This window comes from Mycobacterium sp. Root135, assembly GCF_001426545.1.
Classification (GTDB): Bacteria; Actinomycetota; Actinomycetes; order Mycobacteriales; family Mycobacteriaceae; genus Mycobacterium.
In genome coordinates this window covers 114,795-135,455 of sequence record NZ_LMEZ01000001.1, presented here as the reverse complement: position 1 = coordinate 135,455, position 20,661 = coordinate 114,795, and the positions used below count along the sequence as shown (strand labels likewise).

17 protein-coding genes are annotated in these 20,661 nt (G+C 68.0%); 9 read left to right on the top strand and 8 right to left on the bottom strand.

Going from position 1 to position 20,661, the window contains the following annotated elements:
• Window positions 1-2: 2 nt before the first annotated feature.
• From ureG to ASD37_RS00630, 7 genes are all read right to left on the bottom strand, one after another.
• Window positions 3-677, bottom strand: a complete 675-nt coding sequence (gene ureG / locus ASD37_RS00660; protein ID WP_056546611.1) for an urease accessory protein UreG — start codon at window positions 675-677, stop codon at window positions 3-5.
• 10 nt (window positions 678-687) lie between these two features.
• Window positions 688-1,323, bottom strand: coding sequence for an urease accessory protein UreF (locus ASD37_RS00655; protein ID WP_056546608.1), 636 nt, complete (start codon window positions 1,321-1,323; stop codon window positions 688-690).
• Window position 1,324: 1 nt separating this feature from the next.
• The gene (locus ASD37_RS00650; protein WP_056546605.1) at window positions 1,325-3,046 is read right to left on the bottom strand and encodes an urease subunit alpha; all 1,722 of its coding nucleotides are present in this window, start codon (window positions 3,044-3,046) and stop codon (window positions 1,325-1,327) included.
• Window positions 3,043-3,354, bottom strand: coding sequence for an urease subunit beta (locus ASD37_RS00645; protein ID WP_056546602.1), 312 nt, complete (start codon window positions 3,352-3,354; stop codon window positions 3,043-3,045). The genes ASD37_RS00650 and ASD37_RS00645 overlap by 4 nt, the downstream gene beginning before the upstream one ends.
• Window positions 3,355-3,460: 106 nt before the next feature.
• Entirely contained in the window at window positions 3,461-3,763 is a 303-nt protein-coding gene (locus ASD37_RS00640) for an urease subunit gamma (protein WP_056546599.1), read from the bottom strand.
• Window positions 3,764-3,835: 72 nt separating this feature from the next.
• Window positions 3,836-4,243, bottom strand: coding sequence for a PaaI family thioesterase (locus ASD37_RS00635; protein WP_056546596.1), 408 nt, complete (start codon window positions 4,241-4,243; stop codon window positions 3,836-3,838).
• A gap of 195 nt (window positions 4,244-4,438) precedes the next feature.
• Entirely contained in the window at window positions 4,439-5,203 is a 765-nt protein-coding gene (locus tag ASD37_RS00630) for a hypothetical protein (protein WP_056546593.1), read from the bottom strand.
• 171 nt (window positions 5,204-5,374) lie between these two features.
• On the opposite strand from ASD37_RS00630, the gene ASD37_RS00625 reads away from it, so the two are divergent.
• From ASD37_RS00625 to ASD37_RS00585, 9 genes are all read left to right on the top strand, one after another.
• Window positions 5,375-5,791 carry a BlaI/MecI/CopY family transcriptional regulator gene (locus ASD37_RS00625; RefSeq protein WP_056546590.1) on the top strand — a complete coding sequence of 139 codons (417 nt, stop codon included), beginning with the start codon at window positions 5,375-5,377 and terminating at the stop codon, window positions 5,789-5,791.
• A 14-nt stretch (window positions 5,792-5,805) separates the two neighbouring features.
• Window positions 5,806-6,732, top strand: a complete 927-nt coding sequence (locus ASD37_RS00620; RefSeq protein WP_056546587.1) for a M56 family metallopeptidase — start codon at window positions 5,806-5,808, stop codon at window positions 6,730-6,732.
• A 48-nt stretch (window positions 6,733-6,780) separates the two neighbouring features.
• Window positions 6,781-8,244, top strand: a complete 1,464-nt coding sequence (gndA, locus tag ASD37_RS00615) for an NADP-dependent phosphogluconate dehydrogenase (RefSeq protein WP_056546584.1) — start codon at window positions 6,781-6,783, stop codon at window positions 8,242-8,244.
• Between the two features lie 85 nt (window positions 8,245-8,329).
• On the top strand, window positions 8,330-9,769 hold the full coding sequence (locus ASD37_RS00610) for a GuaB1 family IMP dehydrogenase-related protein (RefSeq protein WP_056549561.1): 1,440 nt from the start codon (window positions 8,330-8,332) through the stop codon (window positions 9,767-9,769).
• Between the two features lie 191 nt (window positions 9,770-9,960).
• On the top strand, window positions 9,961-11,316 hold the full coding sequence (locus ASD37_RS00605) for a hemolysin family protein (protein WP_056546581.1): 1,356 nt from the start codon (window positions 9,961-9,963) through the stop codon (window positions 11,314-11,316).
• On the top strand, window positions 11,316-12,368 hold the full coding sequence (locus ASD37_RS00600; RefSeq protein WP_056546576.1) for a hemolysin family protein: 1,053 nt from the start codon (window positions 11,316-11,318) through the stop codon (window positions 12,366-12,368). The genes ASD37_RS00605 and ASD37_RS00600 overlap by 1 nt, the downstream gene beginning before the upstream one ends.
• 10 nt (window positions 12,369-12,378) lie before the next feature.
• A complete protein-coding gene (locus ASD37_RS00595; protein WP_056549560.1) occupies window positions 12,379-13,260 on the top strand; it encodes a hypothetical protein in 882 nt (293 codons plus the stop codon).
• A 38-nt stretch (window positions 13,261-13,298) separates the two neighbouring features.
• Entirely contained in the window at window positions 13,299-15,494 is a 2,196-nt protein-coding gene (locus tag ASD37_RS00590) for a malate synthase G (protein ID WP_056546573.1), read from the top strand.
• Between the two features lie 55 nt (window positions 15,495-15,549).
• On the top strand, window positions 15,550-17,586 hold the full coding sequence (locus ASD37_RS00585; RefSeq protein ID WP_056546570.1) for a substrate-binding domain-containing protein: 2,037 nt from the start codon (window positions 15,550-15,552) through the stop codon (window positions 17,584-17,586).
• An 88-nt stretch (window positions 17,587-17,674) separates the two neighbouring features.
• Here ASD37_RS00585 and gcvP read toward each other — a convergent pair whose 3' ends face one another.
• Window positions 17,675-20,545 carry an aminomethyl-transferring glycine dehydrogenase gene (gene gcvP / locus ASD37_RS00580; RefSeq protein ID WP_056546567.1) on the bottom strand — a complete coding sequence of 957 codons (2,871 nt, stop codon included), beginning with the start codon at window positions 20,543-20,545 and terminating at the stop codon, window positions 17,675-17,677.
• Window positions 20,546-20,661 lie beyond the last annotated feature (116 nt).

Sequence of the window (20,661 nt, the reverse complement as noted above, 5' to 3'; positions counted from 1 at the left end):
CTTTAGACCGGGACGCGCAATTGCTGATGCACCCAGTCGAGAACCAGCGTCGCCGCCGGATCCTCGGTCAGCGAGATCAACACGAACGGACGCTCGCCACGGACCATCGCGGCATCGCGGCGCATCACGTCGAGGTCGGCGCCGACCATCGGAGCCAGGTCGGTCTTGTTGATTACCAACAGATCCGAGAACGTCACGCCGGGGCCGCCCTTGCGGGGCACCTTGTCGCCGCCCGCCACGTCGACGACGAAGATCTGCACGTCGACCAACCCGGAGGAGAAGGTCGCGGTCAGATTGTCTCCGCCCGACTCGACGAGGATCAGGTCGAGCTTCGGGTTACCTGCGATCAGGTCGTCGATCGCGTCGAGGTTCGCGGTGATGTCGTCGCGGATCGCGGTGTGCGGGCAGCCGCCGGTCTGCACGGCGGCGATCCGTTCGTCGGGAAGCACGGCGTTGCGGCGCAGGAAGTCGGCGTCCTCGGTGGTGTAGATGTCGTTGGTCAGCACCGCGAGGGACAGCTCGTTGCGCAGTTGCCGGCACAGCGCGGCCACCAGAGCGGTCTTGCCGGAGCCCACCGGTCCCCCGATCCCGATGCGCAGCGGCTCCCCCGCGTGCCGGACGCGGCGGGGCCGCTCCACGTGAGCGTGGGGTTCGCCGTCGAGCAGATGTGGTGGCATGGAAGACCTTTCAGGAGACGAACAACGGTCGGTCACGTTCGGCGTGACGCTGGGCTAGCACGTCGAGCAGCGGGTCGGAGAGGTCGGCAAGTTCCTTCGCGGCGTCGGCCGCGGTCTGGTCGCACAGCGACGACAGTTCGAACGTGAGAGCGGCGACGTCGCCGGGGTCCAGCGCAAGCAGTCGCTGCGCGGCCGTGGCCGACCCCGTCATCGTCGTGTAGACCACCGAGACGGCGGTCTGTTCGGGCAGCAGTCCGCTGGCCGCGCCGACGGCGCCTGCCGCGACGGCGAGGTGCGGCTTGGTGCCGACGGCGACCCAATCCCGCTCCGGCCACACCCGGCGAGCCAGCCGGACCAGTCCCCTGCCCTGGGCCCGTGACGCGCTGCGCGCGGCGGGAGCCGGTGTGCGCGCGTCGGTTTCGAGATCGGCGGCGGTGAAGCCCAGTGCACCCTCGTGCACGGCTGCGGCGATGGACGCCGTGACCAGTCCGCTGGTGCGGATGCGCCGACGGAGGAAGGCGCGCAGCGTGACCACGTCGACGACCAGCCCGCTGGTGATCGCCTCTTCGACACCACCGGAGTGAACGTGCCCCCCGGTGGGCAGCCGCGAGTCGGCGAGGATCAGCAGGGTCGACAGATTCGACATCTCAGAACAGGAAGTATCTCTGCGCCATCGGCAGTTCCACGGCGGGCTGCTCGGCCCAGACGTCACCGTCGATGGTCACGGTGAAGGTGTCGGGGTCGACCTCGATGCGCGGCAATGCGTCGTTGAGCGGCATGTCGGCCTTGCCTATCTTGCGCACGTCACGCACGGGGACGAGTCGCCGGTTGACGGCCAGCCGATCGGCGAGGCCGTCGTCGATCGCCTGGGGCGACACGAAGTGCACAGACGTCGCGGCCGCCGCGGCGGGCGCGGCACCGAACATCGGTCGCGGCAACACGGGCTGCGGCGTGGGGATCGACGCGTTTGCGTCCCCCATCGCCGCCCACGCGATCATGCCGCCCTTGATGACGGCATGCGGGCGGACCCCGAAGAAGGCCGGTTCCCAGAGCACCAGGTCGGCGAGCTTTCCCACTTCGACCGAGCCGATCTCGTGGTCGACGCCGTGGGCGATCGCCGGGCAGATGGTGTACTTCGCGACGTAGCGGCGGACCCGGTTGTTGTCTGCCGCACCGTCACCCTCGAGGGCGCCGCGGCGCTTCTTCATCACGTGCGCCGTCTGCCAGGTGCGCAGCACCACTTCGCCGATGCGGCCCATGGCTTGGGCGTCGCTGCCGATCATCGAGATCGCCCCGATGTCGTGCAGAAGGTCCTCCGCGGCGATCGTCGACGGGCGGATCCGGCTCTCGGCGAAGGCGAGATCCTCTGGGACACTTGGGTTCAGGTGGTGGCACACCATCAGCATGTCGAGGTGCTCGTCGAGGGTGTTGACGGTGTGCGGCCGCGTCGGGTTGGTCGAACTGGGCAGCACGTTGGCGTGTGAGACCACCGTGATGATGTCGGGTGCGTGGCCGCCGCCGGCCCCCTCGGTGTGATAGGCGTGGATGCCGCGGCCGTTGATCGCGGCCAGGGTGTCTTCGACGAAACCTGCCTCGTTGAGGGTGTCGGAGTGCAGGTTGACCTGCACGCCAGCGGCTTCGGCGACGGTCAGGCAGGCGTCGATGGCGGCGGGCGTTGTGCCCCAGTCCTCGTGAAGCTTGAATCCGGCTGCGCCGCCGCGTAGTTGCTCCCACATGGCGTCCGGGTTGACGGTGTTTCCCTTGCCGAGCAGCAGCACGTTCAGCGGCCAGTGGTCGAGCGCCTCGAGCATGCGCGCCATGTGCCAGGACCCCGGCGTCACGGTGGTGGCCTTGCTGCCCTCCGCGGGCCCGGTGCCGCCCGCGACGATCGTGGTGATGCCGCCGCCGAGGGCCTCCTCCATGATCTGCGGGCAGATCAGGTGGACGTGACAGTCGATGGCGCCCGCGGTGAGGATGCGGCCGTTGCCTGCGATGATCTCGGTGGACGGTCCCACCACCAGGTCGGGATGAACGCCGGACATGATGTCGGGGTTGCCGGCCTTGCCGATGGCGGTGATGCGGCCGTCACGAATGCCGATGTCGGCCTTGATGATTCCCCAGTAGTCGACGATCACCGCTCCGGTGATGACGGTGTCGGGGGCGCCGTCGGCCCTGGTTGCCCTCGATTGGCCCATGGACTCCCGAAGCACCTTGCCGCCACCGAAGACGGCTTCGTCACCCGCTCGCCCAGGACCGCCACTGCGGTCCTCGGTGATCTCGACGAACAGATCGGTGTCGGCCAGTCGGATCCGGTCGCCCGTGGTGGGGCCGAAGAGCGCGGCGTAACGACTCCGCGAAAGGTCGCTCACGTATCCAGCTTTCCTGGTGGGTTCAGGGACAATCCGTAGACCTCACGGGTGCCGGCCAGCGGCACCAGCGAAACGTCTTGGGAAATACCGGGTTCGAAGCGCACCGCCGTACCGGCGGGGATGTCTAGACGGTGGCCGTGGGCGGCGACGCGGTCGAACTCGAGCGCAGCATTCGACTGCGGCAGGTGGACGTGGCTGCCGACCTGCACGGGGCGGTCGCCGGTGTTGACGACGGTGAGTTCGAGCCTCTCGGCACCGTCGTTGATCGTGATGTCACCGTCGCCGTACAGAATTTCGCCTGGAATCACTGGTGCCCTCTGCTCTTCGCGCAAGCGCTCATCTGCTGCCTTCTGCTCTTCGCGCAAGCGCTCATCTGCTGCCTTCTGCTCTTCGCGCAAGCGCTCATCTCCCGCCTCAGGAGATCGGGTGGTGGACGGTGACGAGCTTGGTGCCGTCCGGGAAGGTGGCCTCGGCCTGAACGTCGTACAGCATCTCGGGCACGCCGTCCATGACGTCGTCACGGCTGAGCACCTCACGCCCGCTGTTCATCAGATCGGCGACGGTTCGGCCGTCGCGGGCGCCCTCGAGGATGTGGTCGGTGATGAGCGCGACCGCTTCGGGATGGTTCAGCCGCAGACCGCGCGCCTGACGGCGGCGGGCCAGTTCGGCCGCGTAGGAGATGAGCAGTCGATCCTGCTCGTGCGGTGACAGGCGCATAGGTCGCGATCCTGCCACGGGAAGCGGCGCTCAGCAGCGCACGCGCGGACGGCGTCTGCGCGTGCCGCGGTTCTAGGCCTCGGTGGGCAGGTTCTGCAGACGCACCTGGCCGCGGGCGACCAGCTTGTCGTTGGTGTCGGTGATCTCGATGAGCCAGATCTGCTGACGCCGACCCCGGTGGATGGGGGTGGACACCGCGGTGACCATGCCCGCAGTGATCGCGCGCAGGAAGTCGGTGTTGTTGTTCACTCCGACGACGTTGCTTCCGGCGCCCTTGGTCTGCAGCCAGGCCGCCGCCGACATGCTGGCCACGCTCTCGACGATGGCGCAGTAGACCCCGCCGTGCACGATGCCGTGCGGTTGGAGATGCCTCGCGTCGATGGTCAGCTGGGCCTTCGCACCGTCGGGCGTCACGTCCAAGTAGGTGAGGCCGATCTCGTCGTCGAATCCACCCACGCCGTTGGGCATCCAAGTCGTCACAAGAGAATTGTCTACACGCTCGCGGATGCCGCCAGGGCACGTACCCCGGAAAAACGGGTGGGCCCCGCGCACGAAACGTGCGCGGGGCCCACCCTCGAATGGACCGGGGATCTCTGCAGCCCTCAGGATTCCGCGGCGGTCCGGTGGTCTTTTGAAGTTGTGTTCGTGCGTGACTACAGCATAGGCAAGGCTTCCCTAATTTAGCAAGGCCTTCCCCACACAGGCGCGTCGAACGCCCCGAACCGGCGCTCCGAAGCCGACCAGTGCGTCGAGGACTGCCTGACCGCGCCGCATGCTCGTCAACTCGCTGGTACCGGCGAGCAGCGGGACCTGGGTGGCCGCGCTGACGACGGCGGTGCCGACGACGTGCCACATGGCTGCCATGGACATCGCACCGTCGCTGACCTCCGCCAGCCTGGCGAACAGCGGCTCGAGCGTGCGGTGGCTGCGGTGGGCCACCCACGTCGTCAACGCCGCCTCGTTCGGGAGCGCGACGATCCGGTCGACGGCGGCATGCGCGCCCCCTCGGAAGTGCGCGTCGTCGGGAAGTGCCCGCAGCGTGGGGTCGACGACGCCGACCCAGTCGATGGCGCCTTCCGAGTCCACGTGCACCCACAGGTTTTCCAGTCCGGTGTCCCACGCCCTGCCCTCGAGCGCCAGCAGGGGCACCACGCGCCCGATCACGACGTGCGCCAGCGTCGCGGCGAGCTGGTGGGCGACCGCGACGGTGTTGTCCGTCTCGGCGGCTGCCGCGTCGTACATCTCCCGAAGCCGGTCGGTGGACAGCGCGTCGGTCAGCGGCCACCATCTCCGCCGGGACAGGTCGCGCATGACGGCGACCCCGTACACCCGCGGGGATTCCGGATAGAGCGCGCGTAGGCGCTGGCTGGACTCGTGAAGCGGCAGCGGCCTGTCGATCACCATCCGTGCAATGAGTGGGTCGTCTACCACGACGGTCATGGGCACCTCCTACAGTTAGGTTAGCCTTACTATAGTGAGAGTGACGAACAGAGAAACCCCTAGTGACCCGACTCACAGACGGGAATGGGCAACGGCGCCCCGCGGCTCATACGACACACGGTAGTAAGCGCGTAGTACCCTGATCCCATTGCTCAGGAGAGTGAACGAAACATGGCCAAACAAACGCGACTCGGGGAACTCGAACGCGAAGTGATGGACCACCTCTGGTCATCGCGCGAACCCCAAACCGTCCGCCAGGTGCACGAAGCACTGGCGGCGCGGCGAGACCTGGCCTACACGACGATCATGACCGTCCTCCAGCGCCTCGCCAAGAAGAACCTCGTCGTCCAGCACCGCGACGACAGAGCACACCGCTACGCACCGACCAACGGCCGCGACGAACTGGTCGCAGGACTCATGGTCGACGCCCTCGACCAGGCATCGGACTCCGGCAGTCGCGAGGCCGCGCTGGTGCATTTCGTCGAACGGGTGGGCGCCGACGAGGCCGCCGCGTTGCGACGTGCGCTGGCCGAACTCGAGGCCAAGGACCGTTCTGGCGCAGCCGCTGGCAATCCGGGTACCGCCTGAGGGACACTGACAGTGTGTCCGCGCTGGCCTTCGCCGTAGTCGCGCTGCTCCTCATTGGACCAGTGCCAGCGTTGTTGGCGCGTTCGTCCTGGCCGCTGCGGGCGCCCCGCGCCGCGGTGGTGCTGTGGCAGTCGATCGCGCTGGCCGCGGTGCTGTCGGCATTCAGTGCCGGCATCGCGATCGCCAGCAGGCTTTTCGTCCCGGGTCCCGACGGCAGACCCACCGCCACGATCACCAGTGAGATCAAGGTCCTTGGCTGGCCGCTGTGGCTGCTCTACGTCGTGGTCTTTGCAGTCACCCTGCTGATCGGCGCCCGCCTCGTCGTGGCCATCGTCCAGGTGGCGATCGCCACCAGGCGGCGGCGAGCGCATCACCGGATGGTCGTCGACCTCGTCGGCAGATGCCACGGACGGTCCCACGCACTTCGCATCCTCGACGTCTCCCAACCGCTGGCCTACTGCCTGCCCGGTGTCCGCAGCCGCGTCGTCGTCAGCGAGGGCACACTGAGTGCGCTGTCGGAGTCGGAGATGGCGGCCATCCTCAGCCACGAACACGCGCACCTACGGGCCCGCCACGATCTGGTGCTCGAGATGTTCACCGCCGTCCACGCCGCCTTCCCCCGCTTCGTCCGCAGCGCCAACGCGCTCGACGCGGTCCGGTTGCTCATCGAACTTCTCGCCGACGACGCCGCGGTGCGGACGGCAGGCCCGACGCCGCTGGCCAGGGCCCTGGTGGCCTGCGCGTCGAGCCACGCCCCGTCCGGCGCGCTCGCCGCGGGCGGTCCGCACACCGTGACGCGGGTACGCCGCCTGTGCGGCAAGCCCAACAGCGTCCCTCTCGCCGTCGCGGCCTACGTCACCGCCGTCGCACTCCTCGTCGTGCCCACCGTCGCGCTCGCAGTCCCCTGGCTCACCGAGCTACAACGCTTGATCACCAGCTAGATTCAGCTGTCGGAAGTCGTGTTCGATCCCCCCAATGAAAGGCCGCCCGTGAGCTCGTCGGAATCACCTGCAACCACCGGAACAGCTCAGATCGGCGTCACCGGCCTCGCGGTGATGGGATCCAACATCGCGCGCAACTTCGCCCACCACGGGTACACCGTCGCGCTGCACAACCGAACCACCGCCAAGATCGACGCACTGCTCGAGGCACACGGTTCCGAGGGCAACTTCGTGCGCGGCAACACCATCCCGGAATTCCTTGCGACGCTTGAGAAGCCGCGCCGGGTCCTGATCATGGTCAAGGCCGGCGATCCCACCGACGCGGTGATCAACGAGCTCGCCGACGCGATGGAGGAGGGCGACATCATCATCGATGGCGGCAACTCCCTCTTCACCGACACCATCCGCCGCGAGAGGGCCATCCGTGAGCGCGGTCTGCACTACGTCGGCGCGGGCATCTCCGGCGGCGAGGAGGGCGCACTCAACGGGCCGTCGATCATGCCCGGCGGTCCCGTCGAGTCCTACACGTCACTCGGCCCGCTGCTCGAGGAGATCTCCGCCCACGTCGACGGCGTCCCGTGCTGCACGCACATCGGCCCCGACGGGGCGGGACACTTCGTCAAGATGGTGCACAACGGCATCGAGTACTCCGACATGCAGCTCATCGGCGAGGCCTACCAGCTGCTGCGCGACGGACTCGGCAAGACCGCCCCCGAGATCGCCGACATCTTCGCCGAATGGAACAAGGGCGACCTGGACAGCTACCTGATCGAGATCACCGCCGAGGTGCTCAAGCAGGTCGACGCCAAAACCGGCAAGCCGCTGGTCGACGTCATCCTCGACGAGGCAGAGCAGAAGGGCACCGGCCGCTGGACGGTCAAGTCGGCCCTCGACCTCGGGGTGCCGGTCACCGGCATCGCCGAAGCCGTGTTCGCCCGCGCCCTGTCCGGCTCGGTCGCCCAGCGCAAGGCCACCACCGGGCTTGCCGCCGGGGACCTCGGTGCCAAGCCGGACGACGCGGCGCAGTTCGTCGACGACGTCAGCAAGGCGCTGTACGCGTCGAAGATCATCGCCTACGCCCAGGGCTTCAACCAGATTCAGGCGGGCAGCGCCGAATACGGCTGGGACATCACCCTCGGTGACATGGCGACCATCTGGCGTGGCGGCTGCATCATCCGTGCGAAGTTCCTCAACCGCATCAAGGAGGCGTACGACGAGAACGGCGAGCTGGCGACCCTTATCGCCGCGCCGTACTTCCGCGACGCGGTCGAGGCAGGCATCGACAGCTGGCGCCGAGTCGTGGTGAAGGCCACCGAGCTGGGAATTCCGATCCCCGGATTCGCCTCCGCGCTGTCGTACTACGACGCGCTGCGCACCGAGCGGCTCCCCGCGGCGCTCACTCAGGGACTGCGCGACTTCTTCGGCGCTCACACCTACGGACGCATCGACGAGGACCCGAGCAAGAAGTTCCACACCCAGTGGAGCGGTGACCGCAGCGAGTCGCCTGCGTGATCAACCCGCCGAACGTGGACTTTCGCCACGCATCGAAGACCAACGGCGTGGATGAAGTCCACACTCGGCGCGGATGGAAGGTGTCATGAAGTTTCTCGAAGGGCACCACCCGCCCTACGACCTGACCTACAACGACGTCTTCGTCGTGCCGGGACGCTCGGACGTGGCGTCCCGGTTCGACGTCGACCTCTCCACCTCCGACGGATCTGGCACCACGATCCCGGTGGTGGTGGCGAACATGACCGCCGTGGCGGGCCGCCGGATGGCCGAGACGGTGGCGCGGCGCGGCGGCATCGTCGTTCTGCCACAAGACCTTCCGACCTCGGCGGTTCGCGAGATGGTCGAGTTCGTCAAGAGCCGCGACCTGGTCGTCGACACGCCCGTCACCCTGTCGCCGAACGATTCGGTCTCGGACGCCACCGCGCTGATCCACAAGCGCGCCCACGGTGCCGCCGTCGTGGTCGACGACGACGGCAAGCCGATCGGACTGGTCACCGAAGCGTCGTGCCGCGGCGTTGACCGCTTCGCGCGAGTTCGCGACGTCGCGACGGTCGACTTCGTCACCGCGGAGGTTGGCACCGATCCGCGCGCCGTGTTCGACAAGCTCGAGCACAGCCCGGTCGGGGTGGCCGTGATGACCGGTCCCGACGGCCGCCTTGCCGGGGTGCTGACGCGCACGGGTGCGATCAGAGCGGGTATCTACTCCCCCGCAGTCGACGACTCCGGTCGGCTGCGGATCGCCGCCGCGGTCGGCATCAACGGCGACGTCGCCGCCAAGGCGCAGGCGTTGGCCGAAGCCGGCGTCGACCTGCTGGTCGTCGACACCGCCCACGGCCACCAGCTCAAGATGCTCGACGCCATCAAGGCGGTGTCGTCACTGGACCTCGGCCTTCCGCTCGCCGCGGGCAACGTGGTGTCGGCTGAGGGAACGCGTGACCTGATCAGCGCCGGCGCGTCGATCGTCAAGGTCGGCGTCGGCCCCGGTGCGATGTGCACCACACGGATGATGACCGGCGTCGGTCGCCCGCAGTTCTCGGCGGTCGTCGAATGTTCAGCCGCCGCACGGCAATTGGGCGGTCACGTCTGGGCCGACGGCGGCGTGCGCCATCCCCGCGACGTCGCACTGGCCCTGGCCGCCGGCGCCGCCAACGTCATGATCGGTTCCTGGTTCGCCGGCACCTACGAGTCGCCGGGCGACCTGCTGTACGACCGTGACGACCGGCTCTACAAGGAGAGCTACGGCATGGCGTCCAAACGTGCCGTCGCGGCCCGAACCTCGGGCGACAGCCAGTTCGACCGCGCCCGCAAGGCGTTGTTCGAGGAGGGCATCTCGACCTCGCGGATGAGCCTGGACCCGGCGCGTGGTGGTGTGGAGGACCTCCTCGACCACATCACCTCCGGCGTGCGGAGCACCTGCACCTACGTCGGCGCGACGACGCTGGAGGAACTGCACGACAAGGTGGTACTCGGCGTACAGTCCGCCGCCGGCTTCGCCGAAGGGCATCCACTGCCGTCGGGCTGGTGACCTCCGCGGTGTTCTGAATGGCGACGGCCCCGCTAAGATTGGTGCATCTCGTCGCCGATCGAAGGGGAACACGTGCCGCAGGCACCCGCCGAGGCCCCGGAACCTGAACGGGCCTCCTCGGAGCCATCCGACGCCGAACCCTCCAGTAGGAAGCCGGGCCTGGTGCCCGGCGCCCGTGGTGCGTGGCTTCGATGAGTCTCGCCCTCAGTCTGCTCGCCTTTCTACTGCTGACGGCGGGAACGGCTCTGTTCGTCGCCGCCGAATTCTCTCTGACGGCGCTGGAACGAAGCACCGTCGAAGCCAACGCCAAGTCCGGTGGTTGGCGTGACGCCTACGTCCAAAAGGCGCACCGCTCACTGTCATTCCAGTTGTCCGGCGCCCAGCTCGGCATCTCGATCACGACGTTGGCCACCGGTTATCTGGCCGAACCCGTCGTCGCGACCCTGCTCCACGCACCGCTCAAGCTGATTGGCGTGCCCGAGAGCATGCTCGACGGCATCTCGCTCGGCCTTGCCCTGCTGATCGCCACGTCGGTCTCGATGATCTTCGGCGAGCTGGTGCCCAAGAACCTCGCCGTCGCCACACCGTTGCCGACCGCGCGCTGGGCGGCCCCGCTGCAATGGTGGTTCTCCCGGTTCCTGACACCTGCCATCAAGGTGACCAACGGCACGGCCAACTGGATTCTGCGCAGGCTCGGCATCGAGCCCGCCGAGGAACTGCGGTCCGCTCGCTCGCCGCAGGAACTCGTCTCGCTGGTGCGCACCTCCAAGCGCAGCGGTTCCCTGGACGCCAGCACCGCCGACCTGGTGGACCGCTCACTGAAGTTCGGCGAACGGTCGGCGGAGGAACTCATGACGCCGCGGTCCAAGATCGAATCGCTGAACGTCGACGACACCGTCGCGGACCTGGTGCTCAAGGCCATCGAGACCGGCTTCTCGCGCTTCCCCATCACCGCTGGCGATCTGGACGAGACGGTCGGCATCGTGCACGTCAAGCAGGCATTTACCGTGCCGGTCGCCGACCGTGCCACCACCCAGCTCGCGGCGCTCGCGCGACCGGTGTCCACCGTCCCATCGAGCCTCGACGGTGACGCCGTGATGACCCAGATCCGCGCCAACGGGCTGCAGACCGCGCTGGTCGTCGACGAATACGGCGGCACCGCGGGCATGGTCACCGTCGAAGACCTCATCGAGGAAATCGTCGGCGACGTCCGCGACGAGCACGACGACGCCACCCTCGACGTCGTCGAGGTCCGCAACGGCTGGCGCATCTCGGGCCTGTTGCGCATCGACGAGGTCGAGAGCGCGACGTCCTTCCGGCCGCCGGAGGGTGACTACGAAACGATCGGCGGGCTCATCCTCCAAGAGCTTGGTCACATCCCCGAGCCCGGCGAAACCGTCGAACTCACCGAGTTCGACCCCGACGGTCCGTTGGACGACCCCGTGCACTGGCAGGCGACGGTGATCCAGATGGACGGCCGGCGCATAGACCTGCTGGAGCTCACCGAACTGGGCCGCCGCGGCGAGTCCGAGGAGGAGGGACGCTGATGGGATCCGACGTCTTCGGCGTGCTCCTTACGGTGGTGCTGCTCGGCGCGAACGCGTTCTTCGTCGGCGCCGAGTTCGCGCTGATCTCGGCCCGCCGCGACCGCCTCGAAGCCCTTGCCGAACAGGGCAAGAAGAGCGCGGTCACCGTCATCAGGGCCGGTGAGCGGCTGTCGCTGATGCTGGCAGGCGCGCAGCTGGGCATCACCATCTGCTCGATCCTGCTCGGCCGGGTCGGCGAACCCGCCGTTGCGCACCTGCTGGAGGTGCCGTTCGGCCTCCTTGGCATCCCCGACACGATCCTGCACACGGTGTCGTTCGTCATCGCGCTCGGCGTCGTCGTCACGTTGCACGTGCTGCTCGGCGAGATGGTCCCCAAGAACATCGCCATTGCCGGGCCGGAATCGGCGGCGATGCTGTTGATCCCGCCGTACCTGGTCTACATGCGGTTGGCCAAGCCGTTCATCGCGTTCTACAACTGGTGCGCCAACACGACCCTGCGCTCCTTCGGCGTCGAACCGAAGGACGAACTCGACGTCACGGTGTCCACGGTGGAGCTCTCGGAGATGATCGCCGAGTCGCTCTCGGAGGGCCTGCTCGACCCCGAGGAACACGGCAGGCTGACGCGCGCGCTGCAGATCCGAACCCACGTCGTGGCCGACGTCGCCATCCCGCTGTCCGACATCAGGGCGGTCCCCGTCGCGGGTCCGGGGCTTGGACCCACCGTCGCGGCGATCGAACGGGCGCTCGTCGACACCGGCTACTCCCGCTTCCCCGTCACCGACAGCACCGGAGCATTCCTCGGATACCTGCACATCAAAGACGTGCTCGGACTGATGAGTGACCCAGACGCAGTCGTCGACCTGGCCACGGTTCGGGCGCTGCCACGGCTGGCCGCGTCGCTGCCGGTTCCCGACGCTCTGACCCGACTCCGCCGCGACAACAGCCATCTGGCGCTGGTCACCACCGACGACCGGGTGACGGCCGTCGTGGCGCTGGAGGATCTCGTCGAGGACCTGGTGGGGACGGTGCGCGACGGGACGCACCGTGTCTGAGGTGCTCCTCATGCGCCGGTTGCTCGCCGAAGCCGAGTGGTTCGGGCGCGAGCAGAGGCACGTGGAACGGGCCGAATCCTTCCTCGGGCCGCACCGGGCGCGGGCTCAGCGGGGCGAGGCGCACCCGGTCTGGGACTTCCTGTTTAGCTACTACAGCCTGCGGCCCCGGCAGTTGCGTCGCTGGCACCCCGGTTTCGGCGTCGCACTCGACGGCGGGGAGGCTCGCCGGTTCCTCGACCGCGCGGGCTACGAAACATCCGGCGCCGGTGTCACGGTGGGCCACGCGCATCTGCTCACACGCGCCGACACCGTCGCCTTCATCGCAAAGTTGCTCCGCGCCACCGCCGATCGTCCGCCGCGGCTCAACTGCTTCGGACTGCACGAGTGGGCCATGGTCTACCGGACCACGGACGTGCGGCACGATCAAGTCCCGCTGCGACTCGGCGCCGCGGGCACCGACGAGGTTGTCGAGTCGATTCCTTTGCGCTGCAGCCACTTCGACGCCTACCGCTTCTTCACCGAGCCCGCCGCGCCCCGCAACGCCGAGGCGCTGAGCCGCGAAACCCAGGTCGCCACCGAACAACCGGGGTGCGTGCACGCCAACATGGACTTGTACAAGTGGTGTTACAAGCTCGGCGCGCTGGTGCCCTCGGAGTTGCTGATGGACTGCCTGGAGCTCGCGGCACGGGCCAGGGTGCTCGACATGCGGGCCAGTCCCTACGATTTGGCCGACTTCGGGATCGAGCCAATCGCCGTCGAGAACGCGGCAGGCCGCACCGAGTACGTGCGCTGCCAACGTGACATCGCCGATCGTTCGGCACCGTTGCGGGCGGCATTGCTGAGCCGCTGCGACGAGATGTTGGCGGCAGCAGGTCGATTGGCTGACGCTTAGCCACGGGTAAGCTGGACCGACGCTTGAGAGAGGAAATCATGACTGACCGCGTGACCGTCGGAAACTTGCGAGTGGCACGGGTGCTGCACGACTTCATCACCAATGAGGCGCTGCCGGGCACCGGTGTAGACCCCGACAGCTTCTGGGCGGGCGTGGACAAGGTCGTCGCCGATCTGGCCCCCGTCAACCAGGATCTGCTTGCGCGCCGAGACGAACTGCAGGCGCAGATCGACAAGTGGCACCGCCAGCGCGTCATCGGACCGTTCGACGCCGCCGAATACCAGGCGTTCCTCACCGAAATCGGCTACCTCCAGCCAGAACCCGACGACTTCACGATCACCACCTCCGGCGTCGACGACGAGATCACCAGCACCGCAGGCCCACAGTTGGTCGTGCCCATTCTCAACGCCCGGTTCGCCCTGAACGCCTCCAACGCGCGGTGGGGCTCGCTGTACGACGCGCTCTACGGCACCGACGTCATCTCCGAGGACGACGGCGCCGAGAAGGGCAGCGGCGGTTACAACCAGGTGCGCGGCGACAAGGTCATCGCCTACGCCCGCACGTTCCTCGACGAGTCCGTGCCCCTGGCGTCCGGCTCCTACGTCGACGCCACCGGCTTCCTGATCGAGGACGGCCAGCTGTTGGTCACCCTCGGCGACGACCTGTCGACGGGATTGGCCACGCCGGAGGAGTTTGCCGGCTACCTCGGCGAACCCGACGCACCAACCGCCGTCCTGCTGGTGCACAACGGCCTGCACGTCGAAATCCTGATCGACGCCGACTCCCCCGTCGGGTCGACCGACAAGGCGGGCGTCAAGGACGTCGTGCTGGAGTCGGCCGTCACCACGATCATGGACTTCGAGGACTCCGTCGCCGCGGTCGACGCCGACGACAAGGTGCTCGGTTACCGCAACTGGCTTGGCCTCAACCGTGGCGACCTGACCGAAGAGGTCAGCAAGGGCGGCAAGTCCTTCACCAGGGTGCTCAACGAGGACCGGACCTTCACCGCCCCCGATGGCGGGTCCGAGCTGACGCTGCCCGGCCGCAGCCTGCTGTTCGTCCGCAACGTCGGACATCTGATGACCAACGACGCCATCGTGTTCGAGGACGGCTCCGAGGTCCCAGAAGGCATCCAGGACGCGCTGTTCACCGGTCTGATCGCCGTGCACGGGCTGAAGGCCGATGAGCAGAACGGACCCCTGCTGAACAGCCGCACCGGCTCGATCTACATCGTGAAGCCCAAGATGCACGGCCCGGACGAGGTCGCGTTCACCTGCGAACTGTTCAGCCGCGTCGAGGACGTGCTCGGTCTTCCCCAGGCCACCATGAAGGTCGGCATCATGGACGAGGAGCGGCGCACCACGCTCAACCTGAAGGCCGCCATCAAGGCCGCGGCCGACCGGGTGGTGTTCATCAACACCGGCTTCCTCGACCGCACCGGCGACGAGATCCACACCTCGATGGAAGCCGGCCCGATGATCCGCAAGGGCGCGATGAAGAGCCAGCCCTGGATCAAGGCCTACGAAGACCAGAACGTCGACGTCGGCCTGGCAGCGGGTTTGTCCGGCAAGGCACAGATCGGCAAGGGCATGTGGGCCATGACCGAGCTGATGGCCGACATGGTCGAACAGAAGATCGGCCAACCCAAGGCCGGCGCCACCACCGCGTGGGTGCCGTCGCCGACCGGAGCGACCCTGCACGCCATGCACTACCACCAGGTGGACGTCTTCGAGGTGCAGAAGGAACTCGCGGGCAAGAAGCGCACCACGCTCGACGAGCTGTTGACCATCCCGCTGTCCAAGGAACTGGCGTGGGCTCCCGAGGAAATCCGCGAAGAGGTCGACAACAACTGCCAGTCGATCCTCGGCTACGTGGTGCGGTGGGTCGACGCGGGCGTCGGCTGCTCCAAGGTGCCCGACATCCACGACGTCGCACTGATGGAGGACCGCGCCACCCTGCGGATCTCCAGCCAGCTGTTGGCGAACTGGTTGCGGCACGGCGTCATCACCGAGGAGGACGTCAAGGCCAGCCTGCGACGGATGGCCGTGGTGGTCGACGAGCAGAACGCCGATGACTCCTCGTATCTGCCGATGGCTCCCGACCCAGAGGCCAGCATCGCCTTCGAGGCGGCCCAGGAGCTGATCCTCGCCGGCGCCGCGCAGCCCAACGGCTACACCGAGCCGATCCTGCATCGCCGCCGTCGGGAGTTCAAGGCTCGTCACGCCAACCAGTGACTAGACTTCGGCGGGTTCAGGTGACCACGAGACTCAACGAGTACAGGGGTTAGGAATGGGCAGGCACAGCATTCCCGACCCAGAGGATTCCTCGGAGGCGGGACAGGGCGCCGGCGACGACCAGCCGGATTCGCCGTACGCGGGCGAATACGCCGACGACTACACGACCGACGACCGTCCGGCCGGTGACGATCCGGCCGACGAATACGAAACCGGTTACGACACAACCGGTTACGACGACGGTTATGACGACGGTTATGACGAAGGCGACCACCCCAATCTCGAGGAGCAGGAGGCCGCCACCACCGCGTTCGCGGCTACGCCCGCGGGGCCCAATCGCCGCGATTGGGAAAGCAGCGAGTGGACCGGCAGCCACCGGGCCATCACTCCCAAGCGGCGCGGCATCAGCGTCTCCGTGATCGTCGCACTGGTGACCGTCGTCGTCGTGGTCGGCGCCGTCATCGCCTGGCGATTCTTCGGCGACGCCCTCTCGGAACGCTCCCAGGCCGGCGCCGCTCGATGCGTGGCCGGCGAGGTCGCCGTCGCCGTGGTCGTCGACCCCTCGATCGCCGACCAGATCACGCCGCTGGCCGAGAAGTACAGCCAGTCCGCGGCACCCGTCGGCGACAAGTGCGTCAAGATCGGGGTCAAGGCCGCCGAATCCGACCAGGTGATCAACGGGTTCGCCGGCCCATGGCCCGGCGACCTTGGCGAGCAGCCCGCCCTGTGGATTCCCGGCAGTTCGATCTCCGAGGCCCGCCTCGAGGCGTCGACCGGCGAGAAGACCGTCAGCGACAGCCGCTCGCTGGTGACCTCACCGGTAATGCTCGCCATGCGGCCTCAGTTGAAGACCGCTTTGGGACAACGTAATTGGGGCGCATTGCCCGGCCTGCAGAGCAACGCCACGTCGCTGGACGGGATGAACCTGCCAGGGTGGGGATCGCTGAAGCTGGCGTTGCCGATGACGGGTGACAGCGATGCCACCTATCTGGCCGCCGAGTCCGTCGCCTCCGCGGCGGCGCCGCAGGGGCAGCCGCCGACGTCGGGGGCCAGCGCCATCGCGACGTTGCGAGCCGGACAGCCGAAACTCGCCGACGACAAGTCGTCGACGGCGATGGACGCGCTGCTCAAGGCGTCCGATCCGGCCTTGGCCGACGTACACGCGGTGGTCGCCACCGAGCAGCAGATCTTCCAACGAGGCTCGCAGGCCGACGCCAAGGACAAGCTCGCCGCCTGGCTGCCGTCCGGGCCGACCGCGGTGGCCGACTATCCCACCGTCTTGCTGGCAGGCACCTGGCTGAGCCAGGAACAGGTAAGCGCGGCAAGTGAGTTCGCCCGATTCCTGCGCAAGCCGGAAGCGCTCGCGAGCCTCGCGGAAGCCGGGTTCCGAGCCGATGGCACCACCCCGCCGCAGAGCGACGTCGTCGACTTCGCCTCGCTGCCGGCCCCACTGTCGATCGGCGACGGTGGCGTGCGGGCGACGCTGGCCAACCTGGTCAGCGCACCGGCGCAGGACCCCGCGGTCACCGTGCTGCTCGACCAGTCGATGTCGGCCGACGAGGGCGGCAAGTCCCGGCTGGCCAACGTCACCGCTGCGCTCACCGCACGGCTGCAGGCGCTTCCGTCGAATTCGGCGGTCGGGTTGTGGACCTTCGACGGCGTGGCGGGACGTTCCGAGGTGCCAATGGGACAGCTCGACGAGCAGGTCGGCGGAACCCCGCGCTCGCAGGTGCTGACCACCAATCTCAACGGTCAGGCGCCCAGCAACGGGGGTGCGGTGTCCTTCACCACGCTGCGTCTGCTGTACCCGGAGGCGGTCGCCAACTTCCGTGAGGGCCAGCCCAATTCGGTGCTCGTCATCACCGCGGGGCCGCACACCGATCAGTCTCTCGACGGCGCCGGGCTGCAGGACTTCATCAAGCAGAACTTCAACCAGGCGCGGCCCGTCGCGGTCAACGTCGTCGACTTCGGCGCCGATCCCGACCGGGGTACCTGGGAGGCCGTCGCCCAGGCGACCGGCGGGGACTACCAGAACCTGAACAGTTCGGCGGGCCCCGAGCTCACCGCGGCGCTGACCACCGCGCTCGGCTAACCCCGCAACCGTTCGCGAGCAGACAGAAAGGGCCCACAATCTCTGCGATTGAGGGCCCTTTCCGTCTGGTCGCGGGGTAACTCCTAGCTCAGGCGAAGGCCTCCACCGGAGGGCACGAGCAGACCAGGTTGCGGTCACCGTAGGCGCTGTCGACGCGACGCACCGGCGGCCACACCTTGGGCCGGAACCCCTTGCCCATCGGGTACGCGGCCTGCTCCCTGGTGTACGGATGCTCCCAATTTTCCACCAGGAGGCACTCGGCCGTGTGCGGGGCACCGCGCAACGGGTTGTCGTCCGCGGGCCACGCGCCCGACCCGACCTGGTCGATCTCGGCACGGATCGAGATCATCGCCTCGCAAAAGGCGTCCACCTCGGTGAGGCTCTCACTCTCGGTGGGCTCGACCATCAACGTTCCCGCGACGGGGAAGCTCATCGTCGGCGCATGGAAGCCGTAGTCCGCCAAGCGCTTTGCCACGTCGTCGACCGTCACGCCGGTCGCCTTGGTGATGCCGCGCAAGTCCAGGATGCACTCGTGCGCGACCATGCCGTTCTCGCCGGTGTAGAGCACGGGGTAGTACTCGTCCAACCGGCGCGCGACGTAGTTGGCCGACGCGATCGCCGTGAGCGTCGCCGCCCGCAGGCCGGGTGCACCCATCATGCGGATGTACGCCCAGGTGATCGGCAGGATCGACGCCGACCCATAGGGTGCCGCCGACACGGTGTAGGTGTCGGTGAGCTCGTCGGCCAGCGGGTGCCCGGGGAGGAACGGCGCCAGGTGGCTGCGCACCGCGACCGGTCCGACACCGGGACCGCCACCGCCGTGCGGGATGCAGAACGTCTTGTGCAGGTTGAGGTGGCTGACGTCGCCGCCGAACCGGCCGGGACGGGCCAGGCCGACGAGCGCGTTCAGGTTCGCGCCGTCGACGTAGACCTGACCGCCGACGTCATGCACGGCCGCGCAGATCTCCTCGACGTCGTGCTCGAAGACCCCGTGCGTCGACGGGTAGGTGATCATCAGCGCCGCGACGGCGTCACCGTGTTCGGTGATCTTTGCCCGCAGGTCGTCGAGGTCGACGTCGCCGTTCTCGCGGCACTTCACCACCACGACGCGCATTCCGGCAAGGGCGGCCGACGCCGCGTTGGTGCCGTGCGCGCTCGACGGGATCAGGCAGATGTTGCGCTGCGCGTCACCGCGACTGAGGTGATAGGCCTGAATCGCGAGCAGACCGGCGTACTCCCCCTGCGAACCCGCATTGGGTTGCAGCGACACGGAGTCGTAGCCGGTGAGCTGCGTCAGCCAGCCCTCCAGGTCGGCGATCAGCTTGCGCAGACCCGGCGTGTCAGAAGCCGGTGCGAACGGATGCTGCCGAGCGAACTCCGGCCAGGTGATGGGCTCCATCTCGGCGGCGGCGTTGAGCTTCATGGTGCACGACCCCAGCGGGATCATGCTGCGGTCCAGCGCGATGTCCTTGTCCGCCAGCGACCGCAGGTAGCGCATCATGTCGGTCTCGGTGCGGTAGCGGGTGAACGCCGGGTGGGTCAGGAAAGCCGATGTGCGCGTGGCGATCTCGGGCCCCGCCCAGTGGTGTCCGCCCTTGGTGGCACCGAAGGCGGACAGGACCTCTTCGACGTGGGTGGCGGTGGTGGCCTCGTCGCAGGCGACGGAGACGTGGTCGGCGTCGACCAGCCAGACGTTGACGCCTCGCGCCTTGGCCGCCGCGCGGACCTCCTCGGCACGCCCGGGAACGCGGGCCAGGACGGTGTCGAAGAACGCGTCGTGCACGACCTCGACGTCGGCCTCGACCAGGGCGGTGGCGACCGCGAGCGCATTGCCGTGCACCTTGTGGGCGATGGCCTTCAGCCCGTCGGCACCGTGGTAGCTGGCGTACATGGCCGCCATCACCGCCAGCAGCACCTGCGCGGTGCAGATGTTGCTGGTGGCCTTGTCACGGCGGATGTGCTGTTCACGGGTCTGCAGCGCGAGGCGGTAGGCGGGCGAACCGTCGGAGTCGACCGAGACGCCGACCAGGCGACCGGGCAGCTGGCGGGCGTGCTTGGTGTGCACGGCGAGGTAGCCGGCATGCGGACCACCGAATCCCATTGGGACGCCGAAACGTTGGGTGGTGCCGAAGCCGACGTCGGCGCCGATCTCTCCGGGCGGGGTGACGAGTGTCAGGGCCAGCAGGTCGGCACCGACGGCGACCAACGCACCGCGATCGTGGGCCTGCTCGACGAGAGCGCTCCAGTCGGTGACGCGTCCGCTGGCACCCGGCAGCTGGACCACGACACCGAAGAAGTCGCCGTCGGGGAGTCCGTTGCGCAGGTCGGCAGTGACGATCTGGATACCCAGCGGGGCGGCCCTGGTGGCCAGCACCGCGGCGGTCTGTGCGTAGACGTCGACGTCGACGAGGAGCGTGTTCGCCGAACCCTTGACCGCCCGGTGCATGAGCGTCATGGCCTCGGCGGCGGCGGTGGCCTCGTCGAGCATGGACGCGTTCGCGACCTCGAGACCGGTCAGTTCTTCGACCATCGTCTGGAAGTTGAGGAGGGCTTCGAGCCTGCCCTGGCTGATCTCCGGCTGATACGGCGTGTAGGCCGTGTACCAGGCGGGGTTTTCGAGGATGTTGCGCTTCAACACCGCGGGAGTCAGCGTGTCGAAGTAGCCCTGCCCGATCATCGAGACAGCGACGGTGTTGGCGTCGGCCATCGCGCGGAGTTCGGCGAGCGACTGCTCCTCGGTGGCGGGCGGTGGGAGCTGGTCGAGGCCGGGAGACAGTCCGTCGGCGGTCAGCGCGTCGAGAATGCCGCTCGGAAGCGCCTTTTCAGCCAGCTCGCCGAGGGTGTCGACACCGATCACCTGGAGCATGGTCGCGATGGCGTCCGCGTCCGGCCCGATGTGCCTGTCGGCGAACCTGGGCTGGTGGTGTTCGTTGCTGGGATGTGATGGAGCACCGGGCACGGAAGGACCTCTCAGAGCGTGGAACCGCTTGCGGTCCTCCCCCTCTGTCGTCGACCCGTCGCGGGCGCCTGAGAGATTCGGCGGACCCGATCACTGCCGGGTCGGCCTTTCCCCAT

What these genes read in the sequence shown, in the direction of transcription:
- ureG (WP_056546611.1), bottom strand. Translation starts at nt 677, where the DNA reads ATGCCACCACATCTGCTCGACGGCGAACCCCACGCTCACGTGGAGCGG.
- ASD37_RS00655 (WP_056546608.1), bottom strand. Translation starts at nt 1,323, where the DNA reads ATGTCGAATCTGTCGACCCTGCTGATCCTCGCCGACTCGCGGCTGCCC.
- ASD37_RS00640 (WP_056546599.1), bottom strand. Translation starts at nt 3,763, where the DNA reads ATGCGCCTGTCACCGCACGAGCAGGATCGACTGCTCATCTCCTACGCG.
- ASD37_RS00630 (WP_056546593.1), bottom strand. Translation starts at nt 5,203, where the DNA reads ATGACCGTCGTGGTAGACGACCCACTCATTGCACGGATGGTGATCGAC.
- ASD37_RS00625 (WP_056546590.1), top strand. Translation starts at nt 5,375, where the DNA reads ATGGCCAAACAAACGCGACTCGGGGAACTCGAACGCGAAGTGATGGAC.
- ASD37_RS00610 (WP_056549561.1), top strand. Translation starts at nt 8,330, where the DNA reads ATGAAGTTTCTCGAAGGGCACCACCCGCCCTACGACCTGACCTACAAC.
- ASD37_RS00605 (WP_056546581.1), top strand. Translation starts at nt 9,961, where the DNA reads ATGAGTCTCGCCCTCAGTCTGCTCGCCTTTCTACTGCTGACGGCGGGA.
- ASD37_RS00600 (WP_056546576.1), top strand. Translation starts at nt 11,316, where the DNA reads ATGGGATCCGACGTCTTCGGCGTGCTCCTTACGGTGGTGCTGCTCGGC.
- ASD37_RS00595 (WP_056549560.1), top strand. Translation starts at nt 12,379, where the DNA reads ATGCGCCGGTTGCTCGCCGAAGCCGAGTGGTTCGGGCGCGAGCAGAGG.
- ASD37_RS00590 (WP_056546573.1), top strand. Translation starts at nt 13,299, where the DNA reads ATGACTGACCGCGTGACCGTCGGAAACTTGCGAGTGGCACGGGTGCTG.
- ASD37_RS00585 (WP_056546570.1), top strand. Translation starts at nt 15,550, where the DNA reads ATGGGCAGGCACAGCATTCCCGACCCAGAGGATTCCTCGGAGGCGGGA.